This is a genomic window from Lactobacillus acidophilus (assembly GCF_034298135.1).
In the GTDB taxonomy this organism is placed as follows: Bacteria; Bacillota; Bacilli; order Lactobacillales; family Lactobacillaceae; genus Lactobacillus; species Lactobacillus acidophilus.
Genome location: NZ_CP139575.1, coordinates 1,124,407 through 1,138,761, shown reverse-complemented (window position 1 = coordinate 1,138,761; position 14,355 = coordinate 1,124,407). Strand labels below are relative to the sequence as shown.

The following is a 14,355-nucleotide window of genomic DNA, read 5'->3' as shown; positions in this document are numbered from 1 at the left end:
GTGGATAATAGAAAAATATTGATAATTTAAAAAGACATTAGAAATCCATAAATATACGATTTTAATGAATAGAGGAAAAGATGGAAGCTAAGGAAATTTTTAAAGAATGGCAAAATGCTACTGGGTTACCAGATTATTTAAAAGATCAATTAGATACTTTAGGTAAAGATGAAAAATGGATTGAAGATGCCTTTGGTCAGGATATTAATTTTGGTACTGCAGGAATGCGCGGACGCCTTGAACCAGGTACTAATCGAATCAATCTGTTTACTGTGGGTCGCGTTACTGAAGGTTTAGCGCGTTTGATTGATGAAAATGGTGAGGAAGCTAAAAAACGTGGAGTAGTAATTGCTTTTGACTCAAGATATCATTCAAGAGAATTTGCAGAACACGCTGCTAGAGTACTTGGTGCACATGGTATTCATGTTTACTTATTTGATGACCTAAGACCAACTCCAGAATTATCATATGCAGTTCGTCACTTAAATACTTTTGCAGGAATAAATATCACTGCTTCGCATAATGCTAAGCAATATAATGGATACAAGGTTTACGGTGAAGATGGTGCACAAATGGCCCCAGAAAATGCCGATCGTTTATTTGCTTATGCACAAAAAGTTACTGATATTTTTGGTGTTGAAGTTGCTTCAGTTAAAGAATTACGCGCAAATAATACTTTGCAATTAATTGGTGAAGATGTTGATGAAGCTTATTTAAATGAATTAAAGCAAGTTACAGTTGATAAAGAAATGGTAAAAGCTAATGCTGACAAGCTTAAAATCATTTATACTCCACTTCATGGTACAGGTAAAATGCTTTATGATCGTGCATTTAGACAAGGCGGTTTTGACAATGTAATTCCTGTTCCAAGTCAATCAATTATCGATCCAGAATTTCCAACAACTATTAAGCCTAACCCAGAATATCGTGATGTATTTGAACCAGGCTTTAAGCTGGCTGATAAAGTAGATGCCAATGTAATTATTGCAACTGATCCTGATGCAGATAGAATGGGTGCAGCTGTGAGAAAATCCGATGGTGATTTCCAAGTTCTAACTGGTAATCAAATTGCTACTTTAATGGCATATTATTTGTTAGCTCACCTTAAAGAGAGTGGCAAGTTAACTGATGATTATGAAATTGTTACTTCAGTAGTTTCAAGTGCATTGCCATTTAAGATTGCCGAAGATTTTGGTATTAAGACTAAACATGTTTTAACTGGTTTTAAGTATATCGGTGAAGAAGTTGACCGTATGAATAAAGCTGGAGATGCTAAGTTCTTAATGGGCTTTGAAGAGAGTTATGGTTACTTATTTAAGCCTTTTGCACGTGATAAAGATGCTATGCAAGGTGCATTAATGTTTGCTGAAGTTGCAAGCTACTATGCTTCTCGTGGTATGACCGTATTTGATGGCTTACAAGAAATTTGGAAGAAATATGGTGTCGCTTACGAAATTACTCGTGCCATTGAAATGCCTGGTATTGGTGGTCAGAAGAAGATGGCTGAATTGATGAGCAAGCTTCGTAATGAACATCTTACTGAAATTGGCGGTAGCAAAGTAGTTAAAATTCAAGACTTTTTAAAACAAGAAACAATTGAAAATGGTGAAAAGACACCACTTGAAGGTTTCCCAGAATCAAATGTTTTGAAATACTTCTTAGATGATGAAACTTGGGTTGCTCTTCGTCCATCAGGCACTGAACCAGTTATTAAAGCTTATGTTGGTGTAAATAAAGAAAATATTGAAAAAGCAGAAAAGGCTGCAGAAGATTACCAAACTGCCTTGGCAAATTTACTTAAATAATCAAGCATATTGTGTGCGAAAACACGTTCGTGGTAGTAAAATATAAATACTAATTAGAGAAGTTGGACAAAAAGTCCAACTTTTTTCGTGAGGAGCTTTGCTATGATAAAACGACAAAAAGATCGTAAGTTTGAATTAGTATCAAAATTTAAGCCGGCAGGGGACCAGCAGCAAGCTATCAATAAGTTGACAGCGGGTTTTGAAAAGGGATATAAGGAACAAATTTTAGAGGGTGCCACTGGTACTGGGAAGACTTTTACCATGGCTAACATTATTGCTAAGCTTAACAAGCCAACTTTGGTCATTACACATAATAAAACATTGGTTGGTCAGCTTTATGGCGAATTTAAGGGATTTTTCCCTAATAATGCGGTTGAATATTTTGTCTCATACTATGATTACTATCAACCAGAAGCGTATGTTCCACAATCCGATACATACATTGAAAAAGATTCTGCAATTAATGATGAAATTGATCAATTGCGGCATGCTACTACTTCAGCTTTAATGGAGAGAAATGATGTAATAGTTGTTGCTTCGGTTTCATGTATTTATGGGTTGGGTGATCCTAAAGAATATGCTCGTAGTGTATTAATGATTCATGAAGGACAAGAATATGAACGTAATACGTTATTACGTGATTTAGTAAACTTGCAATATGATCGAAATGATATTGATTTTCAACGAGGACGTTTTCGGGTCCGTGGTGACGTTGTAGAAATTTTCCCAGCAGGAAATTCTAACCATGCCTATCGTGTTGAATTTTTCGGTGATGAAATTGACCGAATTGTTGAGATCGATTCTTTAACTGGGGAAGTAATTGGTGAGCGTGAGAGTATATCGCTGTTTCCGGCTACGCACTTCATGACTAATGATGAACAATTAAGACGAGCTCTTAAGGCGATTTCTAAAGAAATGAAAGTGCAAGTTAAAAAGTTCGAAGGCGAAGGTAAATTGCTTGAAGCCGAAAGAATTAAACAAAGAACTACCTATGATATGGAAATGATGGGAGAAGTTGGTTATACCAACGGAATTGAAAATTACTCAAGGCATATGGAAGGTAGAAAAGTAGGAGAGCCACCATATACTTTGCTTGATTTCTTCCCAGATGATTTTTTGATTTTAATTGATGAATCTCATGCAACCATGCCAGAAATTAGAGCGATGTACAATGGAGATCGTAATCGTAAAAAGACCTTAATTGATTATGGCTTTCGTTTACCATCGGCACTTGATAACCGTCCACTAAAGTTGGCAGAATTTGAAAAACATGTTAACCAAATTTTATACGTTTCTGCTACTCCTGGAGATTATGAACTTGAGAGGACAGATCACAAGGTAGAGCAGATTATTCGTCCAACGGGATTATTGGATCCTAAGATTGAAGTAAGGCCAATCGAAGGACAAATTGATGATTTAGTCGGAGAAATAAATAAGCGGATAGATCGTAATGAACGTGTTTTTGTTACTACTTTAACTAAAAAGATGGCCGAAGATCTGACAGATTATTTAAAAGATCTGGGTATTAAAGTTCGTTATTTACATTCAGATATTAAAACGCTTGAAAGAATGCAGATCTTACGTGATTTACGTTTGGGTAAATTTGATGTACTGATTGGGATTAACTTACTTCGTGAAGGTATTGACGTGCCTGAGGTATCGCTAGTGGCGATTTTAGATGCAGATAAAGAAGGTTTTCTTAGAGCATACCGGCCATTAGTTCAAACAATGGGGCGTGCAGCACGTAATGCAAATGGAGAAGTAATTATGTATGCTGATACGATTACCGATTCGATGAAAGCAGCTATCGAGGCAACCCAGAGAAGACGCAAGTTACAGGAAGAATTTAATAAAGAACACGGGATTGTTCCTAAGACGATTATTAAACCTGTTCATGATGTTATTTCAATTACTAAGCCATCTGAAGACTCTAAGAAAGAAAAAACAGATAGTTTTGCAGATTTGAATTTTGATGAATTAACAGCTAAACAAAAGAAGACGATGATTAAGAATTTGCAAGAACAGATGAAAGAGGCCGCTAAGAAACTTGACTTTGAAGAAGCAGCAAACTTGCGGGATGCAATAATGGAATTGCAGTCATCATCTAGAAGACCAAAAACAAGAAAAGGGAAGGCATTAAATGGTAAACGATAAGATTGTTGTTCGTGGAGCACGTGAGCATAATTTAAAAGATATTGATTTAACTATTCCCAAAGATAAATTAGTTGTAATTACTGGATTATCTGGTTCTGGTAAAAGTTCATTAGCCTTTGATACCTTGTATGCAGAAGGAAGAAGACGATATGTTCAATCACTTTCTAGTTATGCAAGACAATTTTTGGGTCAAATGGATAAGCCAGACGTTGATTCAATTGATGGGTTAAATCCAGCTATTTCTATTGATCAAAAAACTACGTCTCATAATCCACGTTCAACTGTAGGTACTGTTACTGAAATTAATGATTATTTGCGACTTCTTTGGGCAAGAGTAGGGCATCCCGTTTGTCCTAATGATGGTACGTTGATTGAGCGTCAATCAGTTGATCAAATGGTCGATCGAATTATGGGATTGCCTGAAAGAACTAAGATTCAATTACTTGCACCGGTAGTTAGAGCTAAGCGTGGTGAGCATAAAGAAGTATTTAAGCGAATTCAACGTGCAGGTTATGTTCGAGTAATTGTTGATGGTGAAATGCATGAGATTGGTGAGGAGTTTAATTTAGAAAAAAATAAGCGACATTCAATTGACATTGTAGTTGATCGTTTAATTGTTAAAGATAGCATTAGATCACGTTTGTTCGATTCAACTGAAGCAGCTTTACGTTTATCAGATGGTTATATGAACGTTGATGTGATTGATGGAAAGATGCTTAACTTCTCTGAAGATTATGCTTGTCCAAAATGTGGTTTTACCGTAGGTGAAATGGAGCCAAGATTATTTTCATTTAATGCGCCATTTGGTGCTTGCCCTGATTGTGATGGATTAGGGATGAAACTGGAAGTTGATGAAGATTTAGTTGTACCTGATAAGTCTCTAACTTTGGAAGAAGGGGCACTTGCTCCATGGAAAACTTCCAATTATTATTCAGAAATGTTAAAGCAAGCTTGTGATGCACTGGGTATTCCAATGGACAAGCCATTTAACAAACTAACTAAAAAGCAAAAGGATATTATTTTACATGGTTCAACTAAGCCGGTAAAGTTTAATATTACAGGTGATTTTGGCGTTAATGCGACAACTCAACCATTTGAAGGTGTAATGACGAATGTTGAGCGACGGTATCGAAGACCAATGTCTAAGTTTATGCGTGATGTTATGGGCAAATACATGACCGAATTAACTTGCTCTACTTGTCATGGTAAACGACTTAATGAAAAAGCATTAGCTGTAAAGGTTATGGGCAAGGATATTGCACAAGCTTCAGATCTTTCAATAAAAAAGGCATTGGATTTTTTCAGTAATATAGAGCTTAGTGAGCAAGAAACAATAATTGCTAAACCTGTTCTAAAAGAAGTACGCGATCGACTTTCATTTTTAGATAGCGTTGGTTTAGATTATTTAACTCTTTCAAGAACTGCTAATACATTATCTGGTGGCGAAGCTCAAAGAATTCGTTTGGCTACACAAATTGGATCTAATTTATCAGGTGTTATGTATGTTTTAGATGAACCATCGATTGGGCTTCATCAACGTGATAATGACAGACTGATTGCTTCTCTTAAGCGAATGCGTGATTTGGGGAATTCGTTAATTGTAGTAGAACATGATGATGAAACTATGCGTCAAGCAGATTATCTGGTTGATATGGGACCAGGTGCAGGTGTTTACGGTGGTAAAGTTATGGCACAAGGTACACCAGAAGAAGTAGAAAAAGATCCTAACTCTTTAACAGGACAATATCTTTCTGGTAAAAAATTTGTTCCTGTCCCATTAAAGCGACGTAAAGGAAACGGTAAAAAGATTACAATAACTGGTGCTACTGAAAACAATTTAAAAGATATTGATGTAAGCTTCCCCTTAGGAAAATTTATTGTAGTTAGTGGTGTTTCTGGTTCAGGTAAATCTACTTTAGTTAATATGATTTTAAAGCGAGCTTTGGCTCAGAAATTAAATAATAATTCAACTAAGCCTGGTAAGTATAAATCAATTCGTGGTTATAAAAATATTGAAAAAATAATTGATATTGATCAAAGCCCAATTGGTCGTACACCACGTAGTAACCCAGCTACATATACAAGCGTTTTTGATGATATTAGAACATTGTTTGCGCAAACTAATGAAGCTAAGATGCGTGGATACACTAAGGCACGTTTTTCATTTAATGTTAAGGGTGGACGCTGTGAAGCTTGTCATGGTGATGGAATTATCAAAATAGAAATGAATTTTTTACCTGATGTTTATGTTCCTTGTGAGGTATGTCATGGTACTCGTTATAATTCAGAAACTCTTGAAGTAACTTACCGCGAGAAAAATATTGCTCAAGTTCTTGATATGACTATTAATGAGGCATGCAAATTCTTTGAAAATATTCCTAAGATTGAACGTAAGTTAAAAACAATTGTGGATGTGGGATTAGGATATGTGAAATTGGGTCAATCTGCCACAACATTATCTGGTGGTGAAGCTCAAAGAATGAAATTAGCTGCTGAATTGCAAAAATTATCAACTGGTAAAAATTTCTATATTCTTGATGAACCAACTACCGGTTTACATACTGATGACATTAAGCGGCTACTTGAAGTATTGCAACGTCTTGTCGATGAAGGTAATACTGTTTTGATTATTGAACATAATCTTGACGTAATTAAAAATGCTGATTGGTTAATTGACTTAGGCCCAGAAGGTGGTGAAGGTGGTGGAACTATTGTAGCTACTGGAACCCCTGAAGAAGTAGCAGAAGTTAGGGAAAGTTATACTGGTCAATATCTGAAACCTGTTTTAAGGCGAGACATACTCTTGACTAAGAGGGCTCAAAAATAGTTTAGCGGTTAAGTGTCTTTTATCCTCAAATAAGTGTAAAATATGGACCAAGGAGGATAAAAATGGATATTTTTTCTAGTTCTAAAGATAATCGCGGATTTGATTGGGGATCTTTTATTGCAGGTATTTTAATGGTTGTAGTTGCTTTTGTGCTTCTTAGACATCCTGCTAAAGGTTTACATGCATTCGTTTTAATTTTTGCAATTATATCAATCGTACAAGGTTTAGTATGGCTTGCAGGCTATTCACGTTTTCGTGAATTTTTTTCACGTAGTTGGGTAGCATTAATCTCAGGTATATTGGACATTATAATCGGTATTTTATTCCTATGTTCATATGATATTGGTGGCTTAACAATCGCTTACTTATTTGCAATTTGGTTCTTTGTAGATTCAGTTGTAGGGATTGTCTTTTCATGGCACTTACGAGATTTCTCAACAGGCTATTTTATCTTTAATTTAATTTTGAATATTTTAAGTTTAATTATCGCAATTTTCTTAATTTTTAATCCAGTATTGGCAGCTTTAAGCTTGGTATGGCTTGTTGCATTCTGGTTGTTAGTATTTGGAATAAATGAAGTTGTGGTAGCATTTATGCACCGTTAAAAAAAGGAAGCCAACGGCTTCTTTTTTTTGCACTATAATGAAACACCCGGTATGATATAATTTATAAGAGGAGGGGTTATTATGGCTGATGAAAAGAAACAATTATTAATTGTTACAGGAATGAGTGGGGCAGGTAAAACCGTCGTTGCTCATGATTTAGAGGATATGGGCTATTTTGTGGTTGATAATCTTCCTCCAACTTTATTAGGAAGTTTTTGGGATTTGATAAATAATTCTAATGATTTTCATAAAGTTGCAGTAGTAATTGACCTGCGTGTAAAAGCTTTTTATACAGATTTATTGGATGAAGTTAATTCATTAGAAGATAATGGCAACGTTCAAGCAACCATTCTCTATCTGGATGCATCAGATGATGTTTTGGTTGCCCGCTATAAAGAAACTCGGCGTCTCCCTCCATTAGCAAATAATGGTAAGGGCCGTCTACTAGATGGAATTCAAGAAGAGCGTCGCATTTTAACTCCAATTAAAAATCGTTCTAATTATATTGTTGATACTTCAAATTTATCAACAAAAGAATTAAAACAAAAATTAATTAATACGTTTAGTGATAAAAAACGTCAACCATTTTCAGTCAACCATTTTCAATTGAAGTAATGTCATTTGGGTTTAAATACGGGATGCCAATTGACGCTGATATTGTGATGGATGTTCGTTTCTTACCTAATCCATTTTATATTCCAGAATTACGTCCTTTTACAGGCTTAGATAAACGCGTGTTTGATTATGTAATGAATAAAGAAGAGACACAAGTCTTTTATAAGAAACTTTTAGATATGTTAGAAACAGCAATTCCTGGTTACATTAAAGAAGGAAAAGAAAAACTGACTATTGCAATTGGTTGTACTGGTGGGCAACACCGTAGTGTATCAATTGCTCAACAACTTGCGCGAGATTTATCTAAAAAGTATCCTGTTGATATTACACATAGGGAAATAAGTAGATACATTAGAAAGTAGGTGCAATGAATGCCGTATGGAGAAAATAAGATTGTCCGTGTGATTAAAGGAAGACGTCCGCGTGTTGTTGTAATTGGTGGTGGGACTGGCTTACCAGTTATATTAAACGCTTTAAAAAAGCAAAATGCGGAAATAACGGCAATTGTTACTGTATCTGACGATGGTGGTTCATCTGGCTCTATTAGAAATTTTATTAATGTTGTACCACCTGGTGATATTAGAAATGTGCTGGTTTCACTCAGTGATTTGCCAAGAGAAGAAAAAATATTTTTCAATATCGTTTTGATTCATCGGATGCATTTTTCTCAGGCCATGCTATTGGTAATTTAATTATTGCTGCTTTAAACGAAATGCACGGAAATATTTTTGATGCTGTACAATCTTTGTCAAAAATGATGCGTGTAGATGGTCATGTTTTTCCAGCTTCAAATGAATCATTAACTTTGAATGCGGAATTTATTGATGGAACAACAGAATCAGGCGAAACTGAGATAACATCTAAAGATAAGAGAATAAAACGTGTTTGGGTGACAGATACTGATTCGGATGATAAGCCAGAAGCAGTACTTCCAGTTTTGGCGGCAATTATGCAAGCTGATGCAGTTGTATTAGGACCTGGTAGTTTATTTACTTCAATTTTGCCTAATTTAATGATTTCTAATTTGGGCGAGGCCGTTAGAGAGACAGATGCAGAAGTAATTTATATTTGTAATATTATGACTCAACGTGGTGAAACTGATCATTTTAGTGATGCAGAACACGTTGAGGTAATTAATAATCATTTGGGTGGACATTATATCAATACCGCTTTGGTCAATGGCGCCAAAATTGATATGAGTAAATTTCATCCAGAAGATTATGATGAATATCTTGAGCCGGTTAGAAATGATTTTAAAGGTTTGAGAGCTCAAGATTGTCGCGTTATTACGGATGACTTTATTGATCAACGTCACGGTCTTGTTTTTCATGATGGAGAAAAAGTAGCTAAGGAAATAATTAACTTAGCATTTGAAGCAATGTCACGTAAAAGAATGAAGGAAGATAATGGCTAGTTATGCTAGTGAGGTCAAAAAGGAGCTAACTTCGCTTGAGGTGCATCCAGAGCATGCCAAAGCAGAATTAGCTGCTTTTTTGCGAATGAACGGAGTGCTAAATCTCCATGATCATCAATTTAGTTTAGATATAACGACTGAAAATCCGGCAATTGCACGCCGAATTTTTAAATTAATTAAAGTTGCATATGGAATTGAACCATTATTAATTGTTTCTCGTAAAATGAAATTAAAGAAAAACAATCAATATTTAGTTCGCTTAAATCAACAAGTGCAAGAAATATTAGAAAACTTGCAAATTTGGGATACAGAAAAAGGATTAGTTACTAGAATTCCAAAAAGAATAATGAGTTCTCGTGAAGGTGCTATGTCTTATTTACGAGGTGCTTTTTTAGCTGGAGGAAGTGTAAATAATCCAGAAACTAGTCGCTATCACTTAGAAATTTATTCAACTTATGAGGACCATAATGAGGATCTTGCTAAGTTAATGAATGAATATTTTTATTTGAATGCCAAAATGACAAAGCGACGCAGAGGCTATATTGTTTATTTAAAAGAAGCAGAAAAAATTGGAGACTTTTTGCATATTGTTGGAGCATTAAACGCAATGCTTAATTTTGAAGATTTAAGAATTATGCGAGATATGCGTAATTCAGTTAATCGTTTAGTTAATTGCGATACTGCAAATATGAAAAAAACAGCTTCAGCTTCAGCTAAACAAGTTGAAGATATTCAGCTAATTCAAAAGGAAAAGGGTTTAGATGATTTATCTGAAAAGTTACAAATATTAGCAAACTTTAGATTAGCTCATCCAGAACTTACTTTAAAAGAAGTAGCTGATCAAATACCAGATGGTCCTATTTCAAAATCTGGTGTAAATCACCGTTTTAAGAAATTGCATGAAATAGCAGAGAGTTTAAGAGAATAAAAAATAAGGCTTGCTTAGCAAGCCTTATTTTAGTAGGTTTTAATTACTTTTTTTGTTGACCATAATTTCATCAATTAAGCCATATTCCTTAGCTTCTTCAGCAGTTAAGTAATTATCACGTTCAGTATCTTTTTGGATCTTTTCCAAAGGTTGACCAGTAGTTTCGTGCAAGATTTCGTTGATCTTCTTACGACTCTTCAAAATTTCATTAGCTGCAATTTGAATATCAGTTTGTTGACCTTGTGCACCACCTAATGGTTGGTGAATAAGAACTGTTGAGTTAGGAAGTGCAAAACGCTTACCCTTTGTACCACTTGTCAAAAGAATAGAAGCCATTGATGCTGCCATACCGATTGCAATGGTAGAAACATCCGACTTGATAAAGTTCATGGTATCCATGATTGCAAGACCAGAAGTGATTACACCACCTGGTGAGTTAATATATAATGAAATATCTTTAGTATTGTCTTGGGCATCCAAGAAAAGTAGTTGGGCGATAATTGAGTTGGCCATTTGGTCATTAATTTCGCCACTCAACATAATAATTCTGTCTTTTAATAAACGTGAGTAAATATCATAGGCACGTTCACCACGAGCAGTTTGTTCAATAACTGTAGGTACTAGCATAAATCTGCCTCCTAAATTTTATTGTCTAATAATTAGCACTCATACAAGTACTGTGCTAATTAAATCACTTCGTAATAAAAGTGTCAAATAAAGAGGCTCACTTGTATAAAAATTGTATTTTTGGAAACATCTTTTGTATATTATAATAAAAAAGTAAGATTAATATATGAGATTATGGAGGATAGTCTTGAAGTATACAAGTAAAATTTTGACTGCTACATCAGCTGTAGCACTTAGTGTTGGTTTGTTGATGGGTTATGCTAAGCCTGTCTCTGCTGCAGATTCTAATTCAACTGCCAAAACTGATAAAAATTCAGATAATTCTAGTAGTACTAAAAATGCAGCTGCACAAACTAGTACCTCATATGATTTAATGGTTAAGGTTGGTAGTGGTAGAAACTACAACGTATATAAGAGTATTAAAAATGGTAAGCCTGTTGGTAAAGTGGCAAATGCAAGCGATTATCAATATGCTCATATTCAATCAGATCAAAGAATTAAGACACAACAAAACGGTACTTATTGGCGTATTTATGTAGATGGACGTAAAGTTGGTTATGTTAATCAAAATTACTTTACCAGAAATACAATCGCCGTACCTAAGACTGTAAGTTTGGTAAGAAACAGTAATTATAGCTTTGATCCTTCTGATGCAATCAGTTACGCTACTAACAGTATGGGTACAGTAATCGATAATCAAGAAGTTAATATTTCTGAAGATATGATCGATTGTACTGAACCAGGTGTTTACAATGTAAAATACAGTTATGGTACTGCTAAGGCTACTGTTAAAGTTACTGTAAGAAAGAGCACCAAGGAAGGTGTTACTAATGCGGATAGTGTAACTGCTCAGCCATTTAATGGTAATTTGAAGTCTTGGAAGACTTATTATGGTAGTTCTGCTAATTATGTAACTAAGGCTGATTTTGCACCAGATAAGTCAAGACATACTTATGATAGTGATAATGGTAATTTAACGTTTAAGACTCGTTTCTTCCAACCGGTCCTATTGAGTGTTGCTAGAGATATTAAGGACGATGACTATATTAACCGTGTAGGTCATATTCCAGAAGGTATCACAATGTCTCAAGGTTGGCTTTACACTAGTCTTTTAAGCAGTACTACCATTAACAATGGTCATATTGTGGGCTACAACTTGAATCACTTAACTAATGCATTTAATGGACAATACTTACTTGATATGTCACAAAAGAAATTTAATTCTTACGTAAAGAACATCAAGGTAAGTCCTGCGATAAATGTAGGTCATGGTCAAGCAATGGGTTCTACAGATAAGTACATTTATGTATTGAATAACTACAATAGAATTGCTTATAACAGTACAGAATCAGAACAATTGATTCAAATCCGTAAGAGTGACTTATGTATTAATAAGATTTGGACAGTTAAGTGCTGGAATGGTGGCGATTCTGAAGGTCGTTACTTCCAAAACGGTGTGGTTGTAAATGATCATAAGATGTACACTACTGCTTACAACAAGGCTAAGGACCAAACAGAATACTGGGAATTTAACCGTACTGGTGATAACTGGTATCCAACTATCGTAGGTGCAACTAAGGGCGGAATTGTTACTAACACTTATACTCAAGGCTTCACTTATGATGCTAAGAATGATAATTTCTATCTTGCATTTAATGATGTAATCGCTAAAATAGCTAAGAATGGTGAAGTTAAGGATGCATATCAATTCCACACAGGTCGTGAAATTGAAGGTATTGCTGTTGATAATAACAGACTTTACATGAACTTAGCTCAACGTGCTGAATTATTTGAAAGTAATCAAAAATTAACTAAGTAAAAATGTTAATTAATCAAAAAGACGCTGCCATTGGCAGCGTCTTTTTGATGCTATTTATTCTTATTGATTTTCTTTAACTTCTTGATACTTTTTAATACCTGGAAGAATTAAACCTAATGCAATTAAAACGATAGGAGTCAAGATATTAAGAAGTAATGTGAATGGATCTGGTGAATATATACCAAAGATACAACAAGCTGCTGTAACTAAGAAACACCAAATACCTGCAGTATATGCTAGCCCTTGATGTTTAGTCATTTGATAAGTAGTCTCAAACTTTTCTTGATGCTTTCTTAAAGCAACATAGGCTGCAAATACCCAAAGGTAACGAAGTGGCATTGTAGTTGAGTTTAATTTAACAAGTTGAGCCATAACAGCTTGTGCGTTAGGGACAAGTGCTTGAATTGCAATTAATCCTCCAGATAATACAACTACCATCCAAATTCCATTAATGTAAGCACCGTGTTTATTGAGCTTAAGCAAGCCTTTAGGAATAAATTCCTCAGCTTCTTTACTACCTAATAACATTCTAAGTGGAGCATCAATACTAATTACTAAGGTTGAAAACTGTCCAATTACATTACACCATGAATAGATATACATAAATAATCCACCCACGTGATAGTATTCACCTAATTTTTGGAAAGCCATATATGCACCGTTTGAAATGTATTCATTAAGGTTAGCGTTAACTATTTTTGGATCAAACATAAGTGCCATAGCAAAAGTTCCCAAAATAGCTGAAATCATGACCATAATTGCTAAAGCCATCATTGCTCTAGGGAAGTTCTTGGATGGATCTTTTACTTTATTAACGTAAGGTGAAATCTTTTCACAACCACCAATGGCAAATACTAAAATTGAAAGTGAAGTAAAATATTTAACATTGAAGGTAGGCATTAAGTTCTTCCAATTGAAATCGATACTATAAAAACCAGCATGAGGATTAATTGCAGGTGCTGCAAACATCATGATAATGAATAAAATTGACATGATAAACATTGAAGAACCAGCAATAGTAGCTAAACCTTTTAAAACAGGCACCCCGCGGCTGGCAACCCAACAGAAGAATAAGAAAATAACTAAAGTTGCAAATTGTGTCCACGCTGTAGGTAGGCTGTCATACCATTGGGTATTTCCAAAAATTCCCCAAGCCATTGCTCTTAAACCACCAGTACCTTTACTTGAAATATATACTACGTGGCAAGCCCAGTAAGTCCATCCGGCATAATAAGCCCATTTTGCGCCCATCGTTGCATTAACCCAGGAGGAAACCCCACCTTCAGCATTTTTGAAAGTAGCGCCTAATTCCCCGACCATTAATGCATAAGGAACAAAGTAGAGCAGGAACATTACAACCCAACTAAAGATGACCTTTGTTCCATCAAAGTAGACATAACCATTAACAACATTACCAAATCCCCACACAGTAGAGAAGGCCATCATTGCTAATGTAATCCACGTCATCTTTTTGGGATTAGTTTGTGATTCAGTCATAAATTATCTCCCTATATACTATTTAATATTTATGCGAACTTTTTAATTATATAACAATAGCGTT

Annotated in this window: 8 protein-coding genes and 2 pseudogenes; 8 read left to right on the top strand and 2 right to left on the bottom strand. The window is 35.0% G+C overall.

The window, feature by feature from the left end:
* Positions 1-80 precede the first annotated feature (80 nt).
* The 7 genes and pseudogenes from SO785_RS05210 (at position 81) to whiA (ending at position 10,348) form a co-directional block, all read left to right on the top strand.
* Positions 81-1,805, top strand: coding sequence for a phospho-sugar mutase (locus SO785_RS05210; protein ID WP_003546584.1), 1,725 nt, complete (start codon positions 81-83; stop codon positions 1,803-1,805).
* Positions 1,806-1,907: 102 nt separating this feature from the next.
* Positions 1,908-3,959, top strand: a complete 2,052-nt coding sequence (uvrB, locus tag SO785_RS05205; protein WP_003546586.1) for an excinuclease ABC subunit UvrB — start codon at positions 1,908-1,910, stop codon at positions 3,957-3,959.
* Entirely contained in the window at positions 3,946-6,786 is a 2,841-nt protein-coding gene (gene uvrA / locus SO785_RS05200) for an excinuclease ABC subunit UvrA (RefSeq protein ID WP_003546588.1), read from the top strand. The genes uvrB and uvrA overlap by 14 nt, the downstream gene beginning before the upstream one ends.
* Before the next feature lie 62 nt (positions 6,787-6,848).
* Positions 6,849-7,391 carry an HdeD family acid-resistance protein gene (locus SO785_RS05195; RefSeq protein ID WP_003546590.1) on the top strand — a complete coding sequence of 181 codons (543 nt, stop codon included), beginning with the start codon at positions 6,849-6,851 and terminating at the stop codon, positions 7,389-7,391.
* Positions 7,392-7,472: 81 nt separating this feature from the next.
* Positions 7,473-8,368 (top strand): annotated as a pseudogene (gene rapZ / locus SO785_RS05190) (RNase adapter RapZ).
* Between the two features lie 9 nt (positions 8,369-8,377).
* Positions 8,378-9,420 (top strand): annotated as a pseudogene (locus tag SO785_RS05185) (gluconeogenesis factor YvcK family protein).
* Positions 9,413-10,348 carry a DNA-binding protein WhiA gene (gene whiA / locus SO785_RS05180; RefSeq protein ID WP_003546596.1) on the top strand — a complete coding sequence of 312 codons (936 nt, stop codon included), beginning with the start codon at positions 9,413-9,415 and terminating at the stop codon, positions 10,346-10,348. The pseudogene SO785_RS05185 and the gene whiA overlap by 8 nt, the downstream one beginning before the upstream one ends.
* A 39-nt stretch (positions 10,349-10,387) precedes the next feature.
* Here whiA and clpP read toward each other — a convergent pair whose 3' ends face one another.
* Positions 10,388-10,975 (bottom strand): ATP-dependent Clp endopeptidase proteolytic subunit ClpP, encoded by a 588-nt coding sequence (gene clpP, locus SO785_RS05175; RefSeq protein WP_003546597.1) that lies wholly within the window; start codon positions 10,973-10,975, stop codon positions 10,388-10,390.
* A gap of 187 nt (positions 10,976-11,162) precedes the next feature.
* Here clpP and SO785_RS05170 point away from each other — a divergent pair, with 187 nt between their 5' ends.
* Positions 11,163-12,794, top strand: a complete 1,632-nt coding sequence (locus tag SO785_RS05170; RefSeq protein ID WP_015613331.1) for an SH3-like domain-containing protein — start codon at positions 11,163-11,165, stop codon at positions 12,792-12,794.
* Between the two features lie 60 nt (positions 12,795-12,854).
* Here the strand turns inward: SO785_RS05170 and SO785_RS05165 are convergent, their stop codons facing one another.
* Positions 12,855-14,291 (bottom strand): APC family permease, encoded by a 1,437-nt coding sequence (locus tag SO785_RS05165; protein ID WP_003546599.1) that lies wholly within the window; start codon positions 14,289-14,291, stop codon positions 12,855-12,857.
* Between the last annotated feature and the right edge of the window lie 64 nt (positions 14,292-14,355).